Annotated in this window: 19 protein-coding genes and 1 pseudogene; 7 read left to right on the top strand and 13 right to left on the bottom strand. The window is 68.1% G+C overall.

The annotated features are described in order from the left end of the window. The 8 genes from BU28_RS0114585 to tauA form a co-directional block, all read right to left on the bottom strand. The coding region (locus tag BU28_RS0114585) for a phosphate acetyltransferase (RefSeq protein ID WP_028720130.1) at positions 1 to 821 on the bottom strand (821 nt) is incomplete at its 3' end. 13 nt (positions 822 to 834) lie between these two features. Then, complete coding sequence (locus BU28_RS0114580) at positions 835 to 1,854, bottom strand: YeiH family protein (protein WP_028720129.1); 1,020 nt, start codon at positions 1,852 to 1,854, stop codon at positions 835 to 837. Between the two features lie 81 nt (positions 1,855 to 1,935). Continuing rightward, on the bottom strand, positions 1,936 to 3,717 hold the full coding sequence (gene xsc, locus BU28_RS0114575; RefSeq protein WP_028720128.1) for a sulfoacetaldehyde acetyltransferase: 1,782 nt from the start codon (positions 3,715 to 3,717) through the stop codon (positions 1,936 to 1,938). A 13-nt stretch (positions 3,718 to 3,730) separates the two neighbouring features. Further along, positions 3,731 to 5,122: an NAD(P)/FAD-dependent oxidoreductase gene (locus BU28_RS0114570; protein ID WP_028720127.1), complete on the bottom strand. Its 1,392-nt coding sequence runs from the start codon at positions 5,120 to 5,122 to the stop codon at positions 3,731 to 3,733. An 11-nt stretch (positions 5,123 to 5,133) separates the two neighbouring features. After that, the gene (locus BU28_RS23180; RefSeq protein WP_051578221.1) at positions 5,134 to 5,565 is read right to left on the bottom strand and encodes a nuclear transport factor 2 family protein; all 432 of its coding nucleotides are present in this window, start codon (positions 5,563 to 5,565) and stop codon (positions 5,134 to 5,136) included. A 104-nt stretch (positions 5,566 to 5,669) separates the two neighbouring features. Next, positions 5,670 to 6,497 (bottom strand): ABC transporter permease subunit, encoded by an 828-nt coding sequence (locus tag BU28_RS0114560; RefSeq protein ID WP_028720126.1) that lies wholly within the window; start codon positions 6,495 to 6,497, stop codon positions 5,670 to 5,672. After that, positions 6,490 to 7,305, bottom strand: coding sequence for a taurine ABC transporter ATP-binding protein (locus BU28_RS0114555; protein ID WP_028720125.1), 816 nt, complete (start codon positions 7,303 to 7,305; stop codon positions 6,490 to 6,492). The genes BU28_RS0114560 and BU28_RS0114555 overlap by 8 nt, the downstream gene beginning before the upstream one ends. Before the next feature lie 38 nt (positions 7,306 to 7,343). Then, on the bottom strand, positions 7,344 to 8,357 hold the full coding sequence (tauA, locus tag BU28_RS0114550) for a taurine ABC transporter substrate-binding protein (protein ID WP_028720124.1): 1,014 nt from the start codon (positions 8,355 to 8,357) through the stop codon (positions 7,344 to 7,346). A 139-nt stretch (positions 8,358 to 8,496) separates the two neighbouring features. Between tauA and pdxR the strand changes: the two genes are divergently transcribed. After that, entirely contained in the window at positions 8,497 to 9,972 is a 1,476-nt protein-coding gene (pdxR, locus tag BU28_RS0114545; RefSeq protein ID WP_036762999.1) for a MocR-like pyridoxine biosynthesis transcription factor PdxR, read from the top strand. Between the two features lie 39 nt (positions 9,973 to 10,011). Here pdxR and BU28_RS0114540 read toward each other — a convergent pair whose 3' ends face one another. From BU28_RS0114540 to BU28_RS0114525, 4 genes are all read right to left on the bottom strand, one after another. Further along, positions 10,012 to 10,971 (bottom strand): aldo/keto reductase, encoded by a 960-nt coding sequence (locus BU28_RS0114540; protein ID WP_028720122.1) that lies wholly within the window; start codon positions 10,969 to 10,971, stop codon positions 10,012 to 10,014. Between the two features lie 168 nt (positions 10,972 to 11,139). Then, positions 11,140 to 11,850 carry a sulfite exporter TauE/SafE family protein gene (locus BU28_RS0114535; RefSeq protein ID WP_028720121.1) on the bottom strand — a complete coding sequence of 237 codons (711 nt, stop codon included), beginning with the start codon at positions 11,848 to 11,850 and terminating at the stop codon, positions 11,140 to 11,142. After that, complete coding sequence (locus BU28_RS0114530) at positions 11,847 to 13,244, bottom strand: amidohydrolase family protein (RefSeq protein ID WP_028720120.1); 1,398 nt, start codon at positions 13,242 to 13,244, stop codon at positions 11,847 to 11,849. Before BU28_RS0114530 ends, BU28_RS0114535 begins: the two co-directional genes overlap by 4 nt. Next, positions 13,244 to 14,581, bottom strand: a complete 1,338-nt coding sequence (locus BU28_RS0114525; RefSeq protein ID WP_036762997.1) for a uracil-xanthine permease family protein — start codon at positions 14,579 to 14,581, stop codon at positions 13,244 to 13,246. The genes BU28_RS0114530 and BU28_RS0114525 overlap by 1 nt, the downstream gene beginning before the upstream one ends. A 153-nt stretch (positions 14,582 to 14,734) precedes the next feature. Between BU28_RS0114525 and BU28_RS0114520 the strand changes: the two genes are divergently transcribed. Next, positions 14,735 to 15,739: a substrate-binding domain-containing protein gene (locus BU28_RS0114520; protein ID WP_028720118.1), complete on the top strand. Its 1,005-nt coding sequence runs from the start codon at positions 14,735 to 14,737 to the stop codon at positions 15,737 to 15,739. 51 nt (positions 15,740 to 15,790) lie between these two features. Here BU28_RS0114520 and BU28_RS23175 read toward each other — a convergent pair whose 3' ends face one another. Beyond that, complete coding sequence (locus BU28_RS23175; RefSeq protein WP_051578220.1) at positions 15,791 to 16,198, bottom strand: hypothetical protein; 408 nt, start codon at positions 16,196 to 16,198, stop codon at positions 15,791 to 15,793. 40 nt (positions 16,199 to 16,238) lie between these two features. On the opposite strand from BU28_RS23175, the pseudogene BU28_RS23170 reads away from it, so the two are divergent. The 5 genes and pseudogenes from BU28_RS23170 to gdhA all read left to right on the top strand — a co-directional run. Then, positions 16,239 to 16,655: pseudogene (locus BU28_RS23170) on the top strand (maleate cis-trans isomerase family protein); the annotation flags it as partial. An 11-nt stretch (positions 16,656 to 16,666) separates the two neighbouring features. Continuing rightward, positions 16,667 to 17,449 carry an alpha/beta fold hydrolase gene (locus BU28_RS0114505; RefSeq protein WP_028720117.1) on the top strand — a complete coding sequence of 261 codons (783 nt, stop codon included), beginning with the start codon at positions 16,667 to 16,669 and terminating at the stop codon, positions 17,447 to 17,449. A gap of 23 nt (positions 17,450 to 17,472) precedes the next feature. After that, positions 17,473 to 18,504 carry a 2,5-dihydroxypyridine 5,6-dioxygenase NicX family protein gene (locus tag BU28_RS0114500; RefSeq protein ID WP_028720116.1) on the top strand — a complete coding sequence of 344 codons (1,032 nt, stop codon included), beginning with the start codon at positions 17,473 to 17,475 and terminating at the stop codon, positions 18,502 to 18,504. 47 nt (positions 18,505 to 18,551) lie between these two features. Further along, a complete protein-coding gene (locus tag BU28_RS0114495; RefSeq protein WP_269845829.1) occupies positions 18,552 to 19,097 on the top strand; it encodes an isochorismatase family protein in 546 nt (181 codons plus the stop codon). A gap of 318 nt (positions 19,098 to 19,415) precedes the next feature. Then, positions 19,416 to 20,777, top strand: a complete 1,362-nt coding sequence (gdhA, locus tag BU28_RS0114490; protein ID WP_028720114.1) for an NADP-specific glutamate dehydrogenase — start codon at positions 19,416 to 19,418, stop codon at positions 20,775 to 20,777. Positions 20,778 to 20,825 lie beyond the last annotated feature (48 nt).

Raw genomic sequence — 20,825 nt, 5'->3', positions numbered from 1 at the left:
GCGATCTTGTAGCCGATGTTGCCCGAGGCGAGGTCTGGGAAGACGAAGACGTTGGGGCGTCCCGTCAGGGCGCTGTTTGGCGCCTTTTTGGAACGGATCGCGTCGTCGAGGGCGGCGTCGAACTGCATCTCGCCGTCGATTTCCAGCCCCGGCGCGGTGGCACGCACCAAGGCCAGCGCCTCGCGGATCTTTGTCAGGCTTGGGTGGTCGGCCGAGCCGGCGGTGGAAAAGGACAGCAGGGCCACGCGCGGCTCCTCGGCCAGCAGGCGCCGGCAGCTGTCGGCGGCCGACAGCGCGATCGAGGCCAGCCCCTCGGCATCGGGTTCGACCACCAACCCGCAATCGGCAAAGATCATGCCGCCCCTGATCGGCGCCGCCGGGCCGCAGGACAGCATCAGGAAGAAGCTCGAGACGATGCCGGCGCCCGGCGCGCGGCCGATGATCTGCAGCGCCGCGCGCACCGTGTCGGCGGTGGTGGCGACGGCGCCCGCGACGGTGCCGTCCGCCTGGCCCAGCCGGACGCGCATCGCCGCCTGGCGGATCGGGTCGCGCATCTCGGCCAGGGCGCGGTCGGCGGTCATGCCCCGGGCGGCGCGCATCCTGTGCCAGTGCTCGGCAAGCTCGGGCAGGTCGGGCGCCTCGGCCGGGGCAAGCGCCGTCACCCCCGCAACGGCCGGCCCGTCCATCAGCGTGATCCGGGCCAGGCCTTCGGCGGTCATGCGGGCGGCGGCCTCGGCCACGCGCGGATCGCCCCCTTCGGGCAGGATGATGTGGCGCGGATTGGCCTGTGCCGCAGCCAGGATACGATCGAGCGGTTTCATGGCAAGGTCCTTCTCAGCTGAGGAAGTGCAGGCCGGCGACCACAAAGACGCCGAGGAAGACGGTTTCAGCGACGATCAGCCCGATTGCGGCGCCGCCCACGTCCAGCATTTTGGCCAGCGAGGTCTTGATGCCGACGGCGGCGATCGCGATCAGCAGCGCCCAACGGCTGAGAACGCCCGCCCAATCCGCGACCACGGCCGGGATCACGCCGAGCGAGTTCAGCGCCGCCAGCACCAGAAAGCCCAGCACGAAGCCCGGCAGCAGCGGCGGGCGCTTGCCGCCATCCATGTCCGCAAGGCCCCGTGCGCGGATGACCAGCGAAAAGCACAGCACCACCGGCGCCAGCATCGAGACCCGGATCAGCTTGACCAGCGTCGCCGTCTCGCCCGTCTCGGGGCCGATGGAAAAGCCCGCCCCGACCACCTGCGCCACGTCGTGGATGGTGCCGCCCAGAAACACCCCGCTGTCGCGCGGCGTGAACCCGAACAGGCCCGACAGCATCGGGTAAAGCACCATGGCCACCGTGGACAAGACCGTCACCGACAGCACGGTGAAGGCCAGGTCGCGTTCCGAGCGTTCATGGCGCGGCAACACCGCGGCGATGGCCATGGCGGCCGAGGCGCCGCAAATTGCCACCGACCCGCCGGTCAGCAGCGCAAAGCGCCAATCCCGGTTGACGAAGCGCGCCGCGATCAGGCCGAACAGGATGGTCAGGACGACCCCGGCGATGACCAGTGCGATCGCGGCGCCACCCAGCCCCGCCAGCATGTCGACGCTGATGCGCGCCCCAAGCAGCGCCACCCCCAGCCGAAGCACCGTCCGGGCGGTCAGCGCCACGCCCGGGGCAGTGCGGGTGCCTTCCTCGGCCAGGAAGTTCAGCGCCAGCCCCAGCAGCAGCGCCAGCAGCATGGCGGGGGCGCCGTAATGCTCGGACAGGAACTGCGCCGTGGCCGCCACCAGAACCGATACGGCAAAGCCCGGAAAGGCGTCCGATACCATCTGGCGGGCGGGAAGCAGGTCGGTGCTGGCCATGGGATGTCCTTCTTGAATGCAGGGCACCATCCGGCGCGAGAGGCTCGCGCCGGAGGGATCGTTTCAGCAGGGCAGGCCGGATCAGGCGGCGCCGCGCTGCGGGCGCATGTCGGCCGGATCGATGCCGGCCACGGGAACCGGCTTCTTCATCGCGTCGCGGCGGAAGGGCTCGCCCAGCTCCTGGTTCAAGAGCACCTCGATGAAGGTGGTCTCGCCCTGCTTCATCTGCCGCTCGACCGCCTCGTGCAGGGCCTGGGTCAGCTCCTCTTGCGACTTGACCTGCACACCGTTGACGCCGCAGGCCTTGGCGATGCCGGCATAGGTGGTGTCGCGGTCCAGCTCGGTGCCGACGAAGTTGTTGGCATACCACAGCGTCGTGTTGCGCTTTTCCGCGCCCCACTGGTAGTTGCGGAAGATCACCATGGTGATCGCCGGCCAGTCCTTGCGGCCCACGGACACCATCTCGTTCATCGAGATGCCGAAGGCGCCGTCGCCGGCAAAGCCGATCACCGGCGTGTCGGGGTTGCCGATCTTGGCGCCGAGGATCGCCGGGAAGCCGTAGCCGCAGGGGCCGAACAGGCCCGGCGCCAGGTATTTGCGGCCGGCCTCGAAGCTGGGATAGGCGTTGCCGATGGCGCAGTTGTTGCCGATGTCGGAGCTGACGATGGCGTCCGCCGGCACCGCCTGCATGATCGCCCGCCAGGCCTGGCGCGGGCTCATCAGGTCGCTGTCGCGGCTGCGCGCCTCCTCGTTCCAGACCGTGCCCGGATCGTCGTCCTCGTGGTCGAGGCTGGACAGCTCCTGCGCCCAACGCGATTTTGTCTGCGCGATCACGTCGCGGCGCTGCTGGCGGCCCTCGTCGCCGGCGGTCTGACTCAGTTGGGAAAGGATCCCGCGCGCCACCTTGCCCGCGTCGCCCTGGATGCCCACGGTGACCTTCTTGGTCAGGCCGATGCGGTCGGCGTTGATGTCGACCTGGATGATCTTCGCTTCCTTGGGCCAATAGTCGATGCCGTAGCCCGGCAGGGTCGAGAACGGGTTGAGCCGCGTCCCCAGCGCCAGGACCACGTCGGCCTTGGCGATCAGTTCCATTGCGGCCTTGCTGCCGTTGTAGCCCAAGGGCCCGACCGCCAGCGGGTGGCTGCCCGGAAAGCTGTCGTTGTGCTGGTAGTTCGAGGCCACCGGTGCATCCAGCCGCTCGGCCAGCTTGGCCAGATCCGGGATCGCACCCGACAGGACGACGCCGGCACCTGACAGAATCACCGGGAACTTGGCTTCCGATAGCAGCCGCGCGGCTTCGGTCACGGCTTCCTCGCCCCCGGCCGGGCGCTCGAAGGCCACGACCTGCGGCAGATCGACGTCGATCACCTGGGTCCACATGTCGCGCGGAATGTTCATCTGCGCCGGCGCCGAGTTGCGCCAGGCCTGCATGATGACGCGGTTCAGCACCTCGGGAATGCGCGAGGGGTCGCGGACCTCTTCCTGATAGCACACGCAATCGGCAAACAGCCGCATCTGCTCCATCTCCTGGAAGCCGCCCTGGCCGATGGTCTTGTTGGCGGCCTGGGGCGTCACCAGCAAAAGCGGGGTGTGGTTCCAGTAGGCGGTCTTCACCGGCGTCACGAAGCCGGTGACCCCGGGGCCGTTCTGCGCGATCATCATCGACATCTTGCCGGTCGAGCGCGTGAACCCGTCCGCCATCAGCCCGGCATTCGTCTCGTGCGCGGTGTCCCAGAACGTGATCCCGGCCTTGGGAAAGAGGTCGCTGACCGGCATCATGGCCGAGCCGATGATCCCGAACGCATGCTCGATCCCATGCATCTGCAGAACTTTGACAAACGCTTCCTCGGTCGTCATCTTCATGGCGGATAGCTCCTTATGCCCGCTCGTCGCGGTAGTGATAGAGGTGATAGAGGCCCCACTGGCCAAGGCGCCGGAACGGTGTCCTCCAGCCTTCGTGGGGCAATTCCTCGTTGAAAATCGGGAGGTTGGGGATGCGTTCGCCGGCGACCAGCTGCGCCATGCGGCGGCCGGCCATGGCGGAATACATCACCCCGTTGCCGCCATAACCCAGCGCATAGAAGGCGCCCGGCAGGTCGGGCAGGCCGGTGATGCGCGGCATCATGTCGTGGCTGACATCGACCCAGCCCCACCAGCTGTAATCCAGCGCGATGCCGCGCAGGGCGGGGAACTTGCGCGCCATGCCTTCGCGCAACCCATTGAGATGCGAGGGATTTGCCGCATCGCGTCCGGTAATCGCAGCGCGCGAGCCGATCTGCAGCCGGTTGTCGGGCAGCAGCCGGTAATAGTGCCGCAGCGTCCGGGTATCGGTCAGGGGCGAGCCGGTGCGGATGCCCACCGCCGCAAGTTCGTCGGGCGTCAGGACCCGCGTCACGATGCTGTTCGACATGATCGGCAGCAGCCGGTCCTTGATGCGGGGGTGCAGGCCGCGGGGGGCGTAGGCCGCGGTCGCGACCGCCACACGGCGTGCACGGACCGTGCCTCCGGGCGTACACAGGGTGTGCACACCCCCCCGGTAATCCCATCGCGTGACCGGGCTGTCGGGGTGGACGGTGGCGCCCAGCTCGCGCGCCGCCCGCAGATAGCCGAAGGCCAGTTTCGCCGCGTGGATACCGATGCCGTCGGGTTCCCACAGGGCGCCATGCGCTTCATGGTCGCGGGCGACCTCGCGATGGACCTGGTCGCCGTCGAGCATCCGGGCGCCATAGCCGAAGCTGTCGTTCAAAAGCGCCGCCTCGGCCCGCAGGGTGGGCATCAGCGCGGCCTTGTGGGCGATGTAGTAATGGCCGCCGTGCTGGGCGTCGCAATCGATGGCGTGGTCGCGGATCAGGCTGCGGAACAGGTCGAAGGCCTCGGTCATCTCGGCATGCAGGCCGCGCGCCACGTCGATGCCCCAGCGCTGGGTCCACTGGCTGCGCTTGAGCCGGCCGGCGCTGATCTGGGCCTGGCCGCCGTTGCGGGTCGAGCAGCCATAGGCGACGCCGTTCGCCTCGAGCACCGTTGCCTTGATGCCGTGCATCTTGGCCAGGTGCAGCGCGCAGGAAAGGCCGGTATAGCCCGAGCCGATCACCGCCACGTCCACGTCCATGTCGCGGCGGACCGGGCCGTCGTCCGCAGGCGCGGGGCCGGCGGTGCCGATCCAGTAGGTCGGCGCATAGTCGCTGCGGGGACCAAGCTGGCGCGCCTTGAGCGGGTCGTAAAGCGGATCGTAGGGGACAGAGCCTGCGCGTGGGGCGATGGTCTGCATGATGGCTGCACTCATTTCGCGGTTGCGGTTGCGGCGGGGGTCGGGACCGGGGCGGCGGGAATGGCGGGGCGCTGCTTGCGAAGGGCCTGTTTCTCGACGATCAGGCCGGCTTCGATGCGAAAGAGGTCCGCGCCCTGCACCTCGATCCGGCTGCCGTCGGGCTGGGTGGCGCGGAAGGTCCATTGGCTGACGCCGCGCGTGCCGTCCTGGGACAGGAAATGCCGGTGGTCGGCCCATTCCACGTCCGGCATGGTTTGCCAGACCGCCTGGAAGGCGCGGGCGATGGCCTCGCGCCCCTGGATGCGGGTGCCGTATTCGGCCTCGCCCGCGACGGTATAGAACACGCAAGCGTCGGCGAAATGGGTCATCACGGCGTCGATGTCGTGGCGATTGAAGGCGTCGAAGGTGGCTTTCAGGTCGTCGGCGGTCAGGGTGCGGGTCATCTGCGGATACTCCTGTCCCGGTCGAAGGCGGCGCTGCGCCTTCGATAGGGTCGTTCGGGGGTGATTCAGGGGGTCGTCGGTTCGGAGGACGGGCGGTCAGGCGGTCAGATCTTGCCCTTCCAGGGGATCAGCGCGCGTTCGATGCGCCGGATCAGCAGGTCGAAGGCGAATGCCAGCACGCCGATCACGATGATGCCCATGATGACCGCATCCGAGGCGAGGTATTCGGCCGAGTTCAGCACCATGAAGCCCAGGCCCCGGCTTGCGGCCACCATTTCGGCGGCGACAAGCGTGGTCCAGCCGACGCCGATGCCGATGCGCATGCCGGTGAAGATTTCCGGCAGGGCGGCCTTCAGGATGACGTGGAAGATCACCTGCATCTTGGTCGCGCCCATCGCATAGGCGGCGTGGATCTGTTCGATCGAGACCGAGCGCACCCCGGCCCGCGCCGCGATCGCCATGGGCGCAAAGATCGCCAGGAAGATCAGGAAAACCTTGGGAAATTCGCCGATGCCCAGCCAGATGATGATGAGCGGCAGATAGGCCAGGGGCGGCAGCGGGCGATAGAATTCGATCACCGGGTCCAGGATGCCGCGCATCCAGCGGTTCACCCCCATCAGGATGCCGGTCGGCACCGCCACGACCAGGGCCAGGAAGAACGCGCCCAGCACCCGGCCCAGGCTGGCCAGCGTGTGCTGGATCAGGGTCGAGTTAGACACGCCCTCGGTCATGGCCTGCATGAACTTGGCCCAGACCGCGCCGGGCGAAGGCAGGAACAGCGGCTTGATCCAGCCCATGCCCGTGACCAGGAACAACAGCCCGATCAGCGCCAGCGCCGTCACCAGGCTGATCAGCGCGCTGGAGCCCGAGCCGGGCGCGCCGTAGCTGGCGCCGGCCTTGGCCGGGCGGGCGCGCATCAGCCGGTCAAGCATCGAGTTCGGCCTGCCGTTCCTGACCGGCGCGTTCGTCGCCGTAGATGATGCCAAGGATCTGTTCACGCATGCGGATGAAGTCGGGGCTGGATTTGATGGCACGGGCGTTTCCCTCCGCCAGAAAGCGTTTGTTGAAGTCCAGGTCATAGGTGTGGGTGATGCGGCCGGGGCGCGGCGACATGACGATCAGCCGCGAGCCCAGGAACAGCGCCTCCTCGACGCTGTGGGTGATGAAGAAATACATCTTGTCGGTCTGCTGCCAGATCTTGAGCAGCAGTTCCTGCACGGTTTCGCGGGTCAGCGCGTCCAGGGCCGCCATGGGTTCGTCCATCAGCAGCATGGCCGGGTCGCAGGTCAGGGCGCGGGCGATGCCGACGCGCTGCTGCATGCCGCCCGACAGGTGATAGATCATGTGCTTGTGGAAATCCTGCAGGCCGACCAGCGCCAGGTTCCTGACCGCGCGTTCGCGCCGGGTGCGGGCATCGACGCCCTGCAGCTTCAGGCCGAATTCGACATTGTCGATCACGTTCAGCCAGGGCAGCAGGGCGTGTTTCTGAAACACCACGCCGCGTTCGGCGCCCGGGCCCATGACCGGCTGGCCGCCCAGCGTGATCTGTCCCGAGGTCGGCGCCATGAAGCCCGCCATCAGGTTCAGAAGCGTGGTCTTGCCGCAACCCGAGGCCCCCAGCGCCACGACGAAATCGCCGCTGTGGATGGTCAGGTCGACACCCTTCAGGGCGACGATCTCGCGCCCCTTGAGCTGGCCGGGATAGATCAGGCTGACGTTGGCGATGTCCAGGGTCTGCATCCGGGCTCTCTCGGACAAGGGAAGGGGGGCCGCAGCGGTCATTCTGCCGCAGCCTGGGCGAAGCTTGCGTTCACATAGGGGGCGTAATCGGGCAGCGCCTTGTCGATCTGCTTCTGCTGGACCAGGAAGGCCGCGCTTTCGCCAAGCGCCCGCGTGGCGCCGCCGCCCAGCCAGCTGTCCGAGACCTGCGCCGCCGCGTCCGGAAAGGACAGCATGTTCAGCGCCTGGACCGTGCCGGCCGGATCGCCCCCGATCATCTTGACGATGCCCTTGACCGGTTCGGATTCGGCGGTCCAGGCGGCCTTGTTGGCGTTGTAATCGGCATAGGCTGCGGCCAGGGCCTTGGTGAACTCGGTCATGAAGTCCTTGTGGACTTCGGCGAAATCGCTGGCCACCACCAGCCCGTCGAAGGTCGGCACGCTGGCCGCGCCCACCTGTTCGCTGTCGGAAATCACCGTGCCGTCCGCCAGAAGCTGGGTCAGCGCCGGCGGCCAGACATAGGCCGCGTCGATGTCGCCGCGCTGCCAGGCGGCCATGATCTGCGGCGGCTTCATGTTCAGGATCTGGACCTGCTTCGGGTCGATGCCCCAGACCTTCTCCATCCCGACGAGCAGGTGGAAATGCGAGGTCGAGACGAAGGGCACCGCCACCTTCTTGCCGACCAGATCGGCGGGCTTTTCGATGCCCGAGCCGTTGCGGGCGACCAGCGCCTCGGACTTGCCGATGTTGTCGAGGATCCAGAACAGCTGGAAATCGACGCCGCGCGTCGCCGCCGCCGCGATCCCGGTCGAGCCGATCACGCCGACCGGCACGTTGCCCGAGGCGAGCGCGGTCGAGATGTCGCCGCCCGAGCTGAACTGGCGCCAGTCGATCTCTACGCCCGCCTTTTTCGCGGCGGCGTCGAGGCGTCCGTCGGCGATGGCCGCGACGAAGGGGCCAACGATCTGCTGGTAGCCCACGACCACGGTTTCGGCGCTTGCTGCGGTTCCCGACAGCAGCACGGCGGTCATGCCCAGGGCGGCCAGCCGCCGCCCGGAAAGGGTCGTCATCATGCGTTATTCTCCCTGTGTGCGGCCCGGCGGATGGTCCGGCGGGCCTTGGTCGCGTGCGTTCAGCGTCACGTCATGGCAGGAAATGTTGCAGGGGAAGGGGCCGAAGGATATGACCAGATCGAGACGATTTTAAGTCCAGATGCCGAACCGTATCCCGCCCGAGATCATCCTGCTGCGCGACAACGACGCGCCGACCCTGCAGGGCCGGCTGGCGGCGGCGATCGTGCGGGCGATTCTGGAAAGCCGGGCCCCGCCGGGGGTGCGGCTGCCCTCGTCGCGGGGGCTTGCCGATGCGCTGGGGGTGTCGCGCATGACGGTGACGCTGGTCTATCAGGAACTGGTCAGCCAGGGCTATCTGGAGACGGCGCCGCGCTCGGGCGTGATGGTCGCGGCCACGGTGCCGCACGGCCGGCTGCGGGCGCAGGGCGGCGGCGGCGCGGCCGGGGTCGGGGCTGGGGTCGACTGGGAGGGCTGGCTGGCCCATGTCCCGCAGCGCCAGCGGGTGATCCGCAAGCCGGCGAACTGGCGCGACTATCGCTATCCGTTCATCTATGGCCAGGCCGATCCGGCGCTGTTCGACCACCACGCCTGGCGCGACTGCGCGCGCCGGGCCTGGGGCACGCGCGATTTCGCGGAACTGGCGGCGGACCAGTATGGCGTCGATGACGCGTTGCTGATCGACTATATCTGCTCGAACAGCCTGCCCCGGCGCGGCATCCAGGCCCGCCCCGACGAGGTGCTGGTGACGCTGGGCGCGCAGAACGCGCTGTTCCTGGCGATCGAGCTGCTGGCCCGCCCCGACCGGCTGGCCGTGACCGAGGAGCCGGGATACCCCGATTTCGCCGAGGCGCTGCGCCGGGCGCAAAGCCCCACCACCTTTCTGCCGCTGCGGGGCGGGGGCCTTGATCCGGCCGACCTGCCGCCCGGCACCCGGCTGGTGATCGTCACGCCCAGCCACAACATCCCGACCGGCGCGACCATGCCGCTGGACCGCCGCCGCCAACTGCTGGCGCGGGCCGCGGCCGAGGATTTCCTGATCATCGAGGACGATTACGATTTCGAGATGTCCTATCTGGCGCCGCCGGCGCCCGCGCTGAAGTCCCTGGACCGGGCCGGACGGGTCATCTATATCGGCAGCTTTTCCAAGGCGTTGTTTCCCGGCTTGCGGATCGGCTACATGGTCGCGCCCGCCCCCCTGATCGCGCGGGCGCGCGACCTGCGCGCGATCATGCTGCGCCACCCGCCCGCGCATCTGCAGCGCATCACCGCCTATTTTCTGGCCCAAGGTCATTACGACGCCCATATCGTGCGGCTGCGGCAGGCGCTGAAGGCCCGGCGCCAGGTGCTCGAGGAGGCGATTTCGCGCACCTCGCTGGTGATCGCGGGCGCGGCGGCCTCGGGCGGGTCCAGCGTCTGGATCCGGGGCGCGCCGGATGTCGACAGCGCGGACCTGGCCCGGCGGCTGCGCGCCGAAAGCGTGCTGATCGAGCCGGGGCACGTCTTTTTCGAAACCCCGCCCGAGCCCTGCCCGTTCTTTCGCCTGGGCTATTCCTCGATCAATGAGGCGGCGATCCCCGAGGGGATCCGCATCATCGGCCGGATGAACCCCGGCTAGGGCCCCCTGCGCCCCGAATGACGGGCGGCGGCACCGTCCTTAGGCGTAGCGTTCCACGAAAGCGATCTGGTGATCGCCATAGCGGTCGCCGTGCGCAAACCCGGCCGGAAGGACGCGCTCGATCTCGGCGATATCCTCGGGCGCAAGGGCGGGGGGCTGCCAGTCGCGCAGGTGATCCGCCGTCCGCGTGGCCGGGATCGGGATGATGTGATCGCCCTGCGCCAGCACCCAGGCCAGGGCCGCGCCGGGGACCGTCCAGCCGCGCGCGGCGCAAAGCTTCCGGAACGGCGCGATGGCCGCCAGATTGGCCGAGAAGTTCGGCTCGGTGAACCGCGGGTTGGTGTCGCGAAAGTCGATGCCGGCGCGGAAGTCGCGTTCCATCGGTGTGCGCCCGAACATCCCCCGGCCCAGCGGAGAGAAGGCGACGAAGGCCACGCCGAGGTCGCGGCAGGCCTGGATCAGGCCAAGCTGGGGCAGCCGCGTCCACAGCGAGAACTCGTTCTGAACCGCGGTCACGGGATGGACGGCATGGGCGCGGCGCAAGGTCGAGGGCGCGATCTCGGACAGGCCATAGCCGCCGATCTTTCCTTCCTGCACCAGCCGCGCCATCGTCCCGGCCAGATCCTCGACGGGGATCTCGGGCTGGCGGCGGTGGATGTAGTAAAGATCGACATGGTCGCGCTTCAGCCTGCGCAGCGAGTCCTCGAGGCATTGGCGGATATAGGGTTCGTCGTTGCGCACCGCGCGCGAGGGCGCGGTGACGATGCCGCATTTCGTCGCAAGGTGAATGTCCCGGCGGCCCCAGCGGCCCAGGATCTGTTCCGACACGCCCATGCCATAGATGTTGGCGGTGTCGAAATGGCTGATGCCCGCATCCACCGCCGCATCGAGGCAGGCCAGCGAGGTGGTCTCGTCCGTCGCGCCGAAGATGCCGCCAAAGCTCATCGTGCCAAGGCCGATGGCGCCCACATCGCGGTGTCCAAGCCGTCTTTGTTCCATTCCTGCCCCCTGTGCCGCGCTGCGGCAGGGAAGCGCGGCCCGCCCCGCCCGTCAAGGGGCGCGATTCACCCACAATGGCTTTCCGTCGAACGCCATGATGGCGCTGACGCTGTTGGCCTTGATGATCCCCGGCGTCGCGCCCGGCCCGAGCACGCAGCGCAGGGTCGTTCAGCCCTTCAGGACCAGCGCCGCGCCGCTGACGATGGAGAAGATCAGCACCGCCAGCCGCAGGGCCGGGCCGTTGATGCGGGCGTGGACGTGGCGCGAAAGCCAGCTGCCCGCCAGCACCGCCGGCACCAGCGCCAGCGCCGCCCCGAGCTGATCGGTCCCGACGCGGCCCGCGACCAGCAGGACGGCCAGCGAGATCAACTCTCCGACCAGGAAGCAGGTGGCGACAGTGGCGCGCAGCACCGGGCCCGGGGCGTGCTGGTAAAGCAGCGCCAGCGGCGGGCCGCCGATCCCGGTCGCGGTCTCGGTCACGCCGGTGAAGAGCCCCACCCCCAGCGCCGCCGGGCGGCCGGGCGAAAAGGGCGGCGCCAGCAGCGCGATCAGCGCGGCAAGGATGGTCAGAAGCCCGACGGCGATTTCAAGCTGGCGCACCGAAAGCGCGACCAGAACCGCCATGCCCAGGAAGGTGCCGAAGAACCGCCCGGCCGTGATCCAGCTTGCGCCGGGGCGGTCGATCGCCTCGCGCTCGCGCCAGGCGACCAGGAAGTTCAGCGGCAGCATCAGGATCAGCAGCGTGACCGGCAGATAGCTTGCGTCGAAGAAGCCGAAGACCGGCGCCATGATCAGCGCAAAGCCGATGCCGACCGCGCCCTGGATGAAGGCCGCGCCGCCGACCAGCAGCGACAGCAGAAGAAAGACGGAAAGGGTCAAGCGGTCCTCGCTGCCAGCAGGCTGTCGGCGGTCGGATGGATGCGCTGGATCGGCGCGGCGGCGATGGCGGGGGTGGTCAGGGCGCGGATTTCCCGCAGCAGGGCGCGGGCGTCCCAATCGACCGGCCAGCCCTGGACCAGGCGCAGCCGGCCATTGGTGAAGACGGCGTCGATCTGGTCGCGGTTGCCATAGCGGACCAGCTCCCACGTCAGGTCGTGCGAGGGCGTGAACTCGGGCCGGTCCAGGTCGACCAGCAGGAAATCGGCGGCCAGGCCCTCGGCGATGGTGCCGGTCACGGCTCCCAGCCCGCTGGCCTCGGCCGCCATGCTGGTCGCGGCCTCGATCCACAGCCAGCCGCCGCCGCAGGAACTGTCGCCCGAGGCCAGGCCATAGCCTGCGCGCTGCATCGACTCGGCCGCATCCATCAGCCGGAAGCCGTCGGCGCGGGTGCCGTCGGTGCCCAGGCCGAAGCGGATGCCAAGCGCCTGCATCTGCAGGGCCGGCGCGATGGCATTGCCCTTCCAGACCGAGGCGACGGGGTTGTAGGCCACCGCCGTGCCGCTGTCGCAGAGCAGGTTCAGTTCCGAAGGCGTGACCAGCGTGGAATGCGCGATCAGGGTCTGGGGACCCAGCGCGCCGACATGGGCCAGGTGTTCCAGCGGCCGGCGGCCGTTGGCGACCAGCGAGCGTTCGACCGCGACCAGGTGTTCGTTCACATGGGTCTGGAAGGTCGCCCCCGCCGCGGCCGCCATGGCCGAGACGTCGCGCAGCATCCCGTCGCTGGCCACCTCGGGGATGGAAATCGCGAGCGAAGGATGGATCAGCGCGTCGTCGCAATAGGTGGCCAGATGCGCCTCGGCCCGGCGCAGGATCTGGGCCCGGTCGGGAACCTGCGCCGCGCCGCCGAGGTCGTTGCAGATCTGCGCCACGACCAGCCGCAGCCCGGTTTCGCGCGCGGCATCGACCAGCCGGCCGATATGGCCCGCCGAGCGGGTGCCGGCATCGACCGCCATGGTGAAGCCCCCGCGCAGGCATTCCAGCGCCGCCAGCTTCGAGGACAGATAGACCATATGTTCGTCCAGGCTGCCTTCGAGGGGCACCCAGATGCGGCGAAAGATCTCGGACGGCTCGCCGAAGACCAGCGACTTGCCCAGCGATTGCGTCAGGTGGGTGTGGGTGTCGACAAAGCCGGGCATGAGCAGGTGGCCAGGCAGTTCGGCCACGGCGGCCTCGGGATGGGCCGCGCGCAGTCGCCCGACGCTGTCGACACGGTGAAAGCGGCCGTCGCGGATCAGCACCGCCATGCCCGGCTGCGGACCCCGGGGCAGCATCAGCCGCCCGGGCGCAACAATCAGGTTTTCGGTTCGGGCGAAGGTCTGGCGCAGGTCGGCCATCAGGCAAGCTCCTTTTCGGTGGAACGCGGGACGGTCAGCTGGAACATCGCGTTGACCAGCGCCGCCGTGATCGTGCCCATGGCGAGGCCGTTCCCGAGGATCATCTGGCTCCATTGCGGGAACTGGGTGTAGATGCCGGGCACCAGGATCGGCATCAGCCCCATGGCGAGGCCCGAGGCCAGGGTGAACATCGCCCCGTGGTCGCGCAGGTCGACGCGGCTGAGGACATGGATGCCGATCACCCCGATGATCGAAAAGACGATGATTGCCGTGCCGCCGACCACGGGCCCGGGCAGGACGCTGGCCAGGCGCGAAACCGGGGCGATCAGCGCGATCACCACCAGGATCACCCCCGCCATGGCGGTGACGTGGCGCGAGCGCACGCCGGTCGCCCGCACGATGCCCACGTTTTCGCCCGAGGTGATGATGAGCGAGGTGCCGAACAGCCCGCCCAGGACCGAGGCCAGCGCGTCGCCCCGGATGGTGCGCGGCACGATGGCATGGGCGTCGCCGTTGCGCCCGACGATCTCGGCGGTGGCGATGGTCTGGCCGGTGGCCTCGGCCATCGAGATGACCGAGAAGACGATCAGCGGCAGCGCGGCGAGCACGTCGAATTTCGGCATGCCGAAGGGAAAGAGATGCGGCACCGCCAGAAGCGGCCCCTGCATGACGCCCGACAGGTCAAGCCGCCCCAGCGCCGCCGCGATCAGCGTGCCGGCGATCAGCCCCAGCATGACCGAGATGCGTTGCAACGTGCCGGTGAACACCCGCGAAAAGATCACTGTCAGGGCGATGGTGGCCAGCGCCAGGCCGACGTTGACGGGATCGGCGAAATGCGCCTCGCCCGCGCGGCCGGTGATGGTGCCGCCATAGATCTTGACCAGGTTCACAGCCACCAGCAGCAGCATGGTGCCGACGACGATGGGCGGAAAGAACCGCAGCAGCCGCCGGAACACCGGCAGCGCCAGGAAGTAGAACACCCCGGTCATCAGCACGGCGCCCACGGCCGTCTGCACGTCGGTCTGCGTGGCGATGGCCAGGAAGATGGCGATCGGCGCGCCGCCCGGCACCATGATGAAGGGCAGCCGCGCCCCGAAGCCGCCCGGCCCGTAGCTTTGCAGGATCGAGCCGATGCCGCAGACCAGAAAGGTCGCGCTGATGATCGAGACGGTCAGCGCCGGGTCGAAGCCCAGCGTCTGCGCGACCAGGAACACCGCCGTGATCGGCGAGGCCGCCATGACCAGCACATGCTGGAAACCATAGAGAATCAGGTCCTTAAGCGGCAGGACCTGATCGACAGGGTCCTGCGCCAGCGGCGGGTGAGGGTCGGTTGTCATGGTGTCTTCCCTGTTGAGATGGGCTGTCTGCATGTTATGCAAATCGTTTTGCTAAGGGCTTTGCTAGCATGCCCGCCGATTCGTGCAAAACGTTTTGTTGCCTCTGGTCGGCAGACTGCTACCCTGCTGCACGGAAATCGGTCACGAGGACGCATGAGCAAGCCCACCATCTCGGACCTGGCCAGGGCGGCGGGGGTTTCGGTCACCACGGTCTCGCATGCCTTCAGCGGCCGGCGGCATGTCGACCCGGACACGCGCCGGCGCATCCAGGACCTTGCGGCCCAGATGGGTTATCACCCCAGCAGCATGGCGCGGGCGCTGCGCAGCGGGCGGACGGGGACCATCGCGCTGGCGTCCTCGATGCCGTTCGCGGTCGCGGCCGGACCGTCGCGGCTGGGCTTTCTGATGGAGATCGCCGCCTCGGCCGCCATGTCGGCGCTCAGCCGCGACCTGGCCCTGTGCCTGATCCCGCCGCACCCGACCGCCCAGGCCAGCAGCGCGGCCGGCTTCGACGGGGTGATCCTGGTCGAGCCGATGCGCGACGATCCCATGGTCGCGCATTTCGAGGCGCGCAACACGCCCATCGTCTCGATCGGGACGGTGCCAGGGCGGCCGGACATCCCCTCGGTCGACATCCGCTCGGCCGAGACGGCGACGCTGCTGCTGGCGCATCTGGCGGGGCAGGGCTGCCGCCATATCGCGGCACTGATCGGCACCAGTCCCCGCACCAGCCAGATCGAGGGCGAGGCGGCCTATCGCGCCTTCGTCGCCGACCATGCGCTGCCCGCGACGCTGGACCATCTCGACGAAGCCGGGGGCGAGGAGGCCGGCTATCGCGCCACCCTGCGCCTGCTCGGGGCCGAACCCGGCATCGACGGCATCTTTGCCGCCATCGACGCCTTTGCCAGCGGGGCGGTGCGCGCCGCCCATGACCTTGGTCGCGAGATCCCGGCGCAGCTGCGCATCGTGACGCGCTATGACGGGTTGCGCGCCAAACTGTCGCAACCGCCTCTGACGGCGGTCGACCTGCACCTGCCGGCGGTGGCGGAGCAGGCCGTGCAACTGCTGCTGTCCCGCATCGAAGGCGCCGGCGGCCGGGCCCTGGCGGAGGTGCCAGAGCTGGTTCCGCGCAGATCCTCGACGGCGTCCGCAGGCTAGGCGCGCTGCCGAGTCAGCCGCCGGTCGTCCGGCCTGCGGGACGACGCGGCATCATGTCCGGGCAGGCTGCACCATGCCGGCCGTGCCAAAGGCGACCGCCGTATCGAGCAGCCCCGCCATCGGATCGGCGTCCTCTTCCTTGACCAGTTCGTTCAGGCGGCTGGCGCCCGAAAAGGCATAGAGATAGGCGCCGATCAGCAACGACATGCGCTGGTAGATCTCGCGCGTCGTCAGTTCGGGCAGCAATGCTGCGAAGGCATCGGCATAGGCGCGGGTCGGCTCGTTATGGACCAGCCGGCGCAGTTCATAGGACAGTTCCTCGGGCTCCATGTGCAGCCTGGCATGCAGGCGCAGGAACGCGCGCCCCTGCGGGTCGTCGAACAGCGCCGCGGCGGGCGCGATGAAGGCGCGCACCAGGTCCTCGACCGTATGCGGACCGGCTGTCTGAAGCTGCTGCAACCGCTCCATCCGCTGGCGCGAGATGGAAAACCCCCGCCGGGTGAACTCGGCCGGGGCGCTGATCGCCGGGCTCAAGGCGCTTGGCGCGAAGAAGGTCGCGGTCGTCACCCCCTACATGAAGCCGCTGACCGAGCTGGTCGTAAACTATATCCGCAACGAGGGGCTCGAGGTCGTCGATTACCGCGCGCTGGAAATCCAGGACAACCTGGCCGTCGCCGCGCATGACCCGATGAACCTGCCCGGCATCGTCGCCAGCATGGACACCGCCGATGCCGACGTGATCGTGCTGTCGGCCTGCGTACAGATGCCCTCGCTGCCCGCCGTTTCCGTGGTCGAGGCGCAGTCGGGCAAGCCGGTGCTGACCGCTGCCATTGCCACCACCTGGTCGATGCTGCGCGCGCTGGACCTGCCGACCCGCGTGCCGGGCGGCGGCGCGCTGCTGTCGGGCGCCTACTGAGGAGACCTGCCATGACCAATGGCTACAACGTCCACGCCAACGGCATCCGCCACCACCTGCTGCATTATCCCGGACCGGGCCCGGATCTGCTGTTGATCCCCGGCATCACCTCGCCCGCGATCACCTGGGGCTTTGTCGCCCAGCCGCTGGCCGAGCGGTACAACGTCCATGTTCTCGACGTGCGGGGCAGGGGGCTCAGCCAGGCCGGTGATCTGGACTATTCGCTGGACGCCATGGCCGACGACGCCATTGCGCTGGTCTCGGCCTGCGGGCTGCAAAAGCCGATCGTGATGGGCCATTCCATGGGCGCCCGCACGGCGATCCGCGCGGCACGAAAGAACCCCGAGCCGTTCTCGGGCCTGATCCTGCTGGACCCGCCGGTCAGCGGCCCGGGCCGGCGCGCCTATCCCAGCGCCTGGCCCTGGTATGGCGATTCGATCCGCATGGCGCAGAAGGGCTGCTCGGCCGAAGACATGCGCCGGTTCTGCCCGACCTGGATCGACGAACAGGTCGCGTTGCGCGCCGAATGGCTGCACACCTGCCAGTACACGGCGATCAAGACCGCCTATGACGGCTTTCACACCGACGACATCCACGCCGACCTGCCGCATCTGACGTTGCCGGTGCGGCTGGTCAAGGCCGGCGCCGCCCCGGTGATCGGCCCCGAGGATCTGGCCGAGATTCAGTCCCTGGTGCCGCATCTGGAAACCCGCATCGTCGAGGGCGCGGGCCACATGATCCCCTGGGACGATCTTCCCGGCTTTCTCGCCGCCACGATGGATTTCCAGGCATAACAATCTCCAACAGGAAGACGGACATGGACCACACGAGCTTTACCGAGATCTGCCTGCATCAGCTGAAGATGTCGGGCGTGCGCAACGGCGAACGCCTGATCGTGCTGACGCAGGGCACCGAGCGGCTGGACTATGCCGACGCCTTCATGGCCGCCGGCCAGCGGCTGGGCGCACAGATGTATCACATGCGCCTGCCCGCGCCCCTGCCGACCGATGGCTGGGCCGTGGGCCAGACCGGCCTTGCCGCCATGCCCGAGGCGGTCGAGGCGCTGAGGAAGTGCGACATGCTGATCGACTGCATCTTCCTGCTGTTCAGCCCCGAGCAATTCGCCATCCAGGCCGCCGGCACCCGCATCCTGACCGCCGTCGAGCCGCCCGAACTGCTGGCGCGGATGCTGCCCTATCCCGAGCTGCGCGAGAAGGTCGAGATCGCGGCCGGCATCCTGGAAAAGGCCAAGGTCATGCGCATCACCTCGGCCCACGGCACGGATGTGACCTACAAGCTGAACACCTATCCGACCGTGCCGGAATATGCCTGCACCGACACACCCGGCCGCTGGGACCACTGGCCTTCGGGCTTCGTGTTCACGGGCGGGGACGATGACGGCGTTGACGGCACCATCGTCGTGGCGCCGGGCGACATCCTGCTGCCCCAGAACCTGATGGTGCGCGAACCGATCACCTACACCATCGAGAAGGGCTGGATTACCGACATCCGTGGCGGGCTCGAGGCGCAGATCGTCAAATCCTACATGGACAGCTTCAACGACAGGCGCGGCTACGGCATGAGCCATGTGGGCTGGGGCATGAACCCGAACGCGAAATGGCACAACTTCGTGCCCGGCACCTTTGAGGGCGGCATGGGCATGGAGCCGCGCAGCTTCTACGGCAACGTCATGTTCTCGACCGGCCCGAACAACGAGCTGGGCGGCCCAAACGACACGCATTGCCACCTGGACATCCCGATGCGCAATTGCTCGTTGTTCCTTGATGACCAGGCGATCGTGAGCGACGGCGATATCGTCGTCAAGGACATCCAGCTGGCCCGCGCCTGATCCGGCCTCGGGCGGCCCGGTCGCGGGCCGCCCGCCCGGCCATCGTCGTGGTGGATTTCACCTATGGCTTCACCGATCCGCAATATCCCACCGCGGCCGACATGTCGGCCGAGATCGCGGCGACCCGCAGGCTGACCGACCTGGCCCGCGCCAAGGGGTTTCCGGTCATCTATACGGTCATCGCCTATACACCGGGCGAACTTGACAAGACGCCCTGGCTGAAAAAAGCCACGGGCATGTCGGCCTTTCTGGCGAACAGTCGTCTGGTGCAGATCGACGAGGCGACGGGCAGGCAACCGGGTGACGCGGTCGTGGTCAAGAAGGGCGCCTCGGCCTTTTTCGGCAGCGCGCTTGGCGGGCTGCTGGTGGGGGCCCGGGCCGATACGGTGGTGGTCTGCGGCACGACCACCTCGGGCTGCGTGCGCGCTACGGTGGTCGATGCCGTGCAGTCCGGGTTCAACGTCCTGGTGCCGCGCGACTGCTGCGCTGACCGCGCCTCGGGACCGCACGAGGCGAACCTTTACGACATGCAGCAGAAATATGCCGATGTGACGGATGCCGAGGATATCCTTGCCTGGCTGGAGACGCTGTAAGCGGCCCGCTTTCCGGAAGATTGCCACCGGCGGGGGTAAGAACCCACCGGTTGTGCCCGCCGCATGATCCTGGCGGCGTACCCCCTCCGCCGGGAAATGGATGAGGTCGCACCCGGACGCTGGCCTGATCGGGCCTGCGAGGAGGGTAGGGTGTGTCGTCGGCATCGCGCTCCCCCAGGCACGGGAACCTGGCGCCGACCGCCGCCTGGGCAATCGTTGCCGGCCCCGTCCGTCATCCGCACACCGTTTCGGCACATGGCCCTTGCTATGCCCGCCCAGCAAGCTATCAAGTGCCCGCAAAATAGGCGGAGAATGCTGATGGGACAGATTGACGACAAGCTTGAGGGTATTTTTACCGAGGTGATGCGGCGCAATGCCGGCGAAGCCGAGTTTCACCAGGCGGTGCGCGAGGTGCTGGAAAGCCTGGGCCGGGTGGTGGCCAAGCACCCGGAATACCTGGACCATGCCTTGATCGAGCGGATCTGCGAACCCGAACGGCAGATCATCTTTCGCGTGCCCTGGACGGATGACGCGGGCCAGGTCCGCATCAATCGCGGCTTCCGCGTCCAGTTCAACTCGGCCATGGGCCCCTACAAGGGCGGCCTGCGCTTCCATCCCTCGGTGAATGTCGGGATCATCAAGTTCCTGGGCTTCGAGCAGACCTTCAAGAATGCCCTGACCGGCCTGCCCATCGGCGGCGGCAAGGGGGGCTCGGACTTCGATCCCAAGGGCCGCTCGGATGCCGAGGTCATGCGCTTTTGCCAAAGCTTCATGACCGAGCTTTACCGCCACCTGGGCGAATACACCGACGTGCCGGCGGGCGACATCGGCGTCGGCGCGCGCGAGATCGGCTACATGTTCGGCCAGTACAAGCGCCTGACCAACCGCTATGAGGCGGGCGTGCTGACCGGCAAGGGGCTGTTCTATGGCGGCTCGCTGGCCCGCAAGGAGGCGACGGGCTACGGCAACACCTATTTCACCCGCGCCATGCTGCAGACGGCTGGCGAGGACTTCGACGGCAAGCGGGTCGTGGTCTCGGGGTCCGGGAACGTCGCGATCTATACGGTCGAGAAGGTTCAGGAATTCGGCGGCAAGGTCGTCGCCTGTTCGGACAGCAGCGGCTATGTCGTCGACGAAAGCGGCATCGATCTTGCGCTGCTGAAGGAGATCAAGGAGGTGCGTCGCGGCCGCCTGTCGGAATACGCGCAGATCAAGGGCGAAAAATCCGGCGTGTATTTCGTCCGTTCGGGTGACGGCAGCATCTGGGACGTGAGTTGCCAGGTCGCCATGCCCTCGGCCACGCAAAACGAACTGACCGGCAAGGACGCCCGGCAGCTGATCAAGAACGGGGTCATGGCGGTCGGCGAAGGCGCGAACATGCCCTGCACCCCCGAAGCGATCCGCCTGTTCCAGCAGGCGAACGTCAAGTTCGGCCCAGGCAAGGCAGCCAACGCGGGCGGCGTCGCCACCTCGGCCTTGGAAATGCAGCAGAACGCGTCGCGGGACCGCTGGAGCTTTGAAAAGACCGAGGCCAGGCTGGCCGAGATCATGCGCGACATCCACGACAGCTGCCATCAGACTGCCGAGGAATACGGCGTTCCGGGCGATTATGTCACCGGCGCCAACATCGCCGGTTTCATCCGGGTGGCCGAACCGATGCTGGCCTTTGGCGTGATCTGAACGCCGGTGGCAATCGGGATGAAGAAAGGCGGCCCTTGGGCCGCCTTT

Source organism: Paracoccus yeei ATCC BAA-599 (genome assembly GCF_000622145.1).
GTDB classification, from domain to species: Bacteria; Pseudomonadota; Alphaproteobacteria; order Rhodobacterales; family Rhodobacteraceae; genus Paracoccus; species Paracoccus yeei.
Note: the sequence above shows the minus strand (reverse complement) of the source record. Positions and strands in the feature narration are given on the sequence as shown.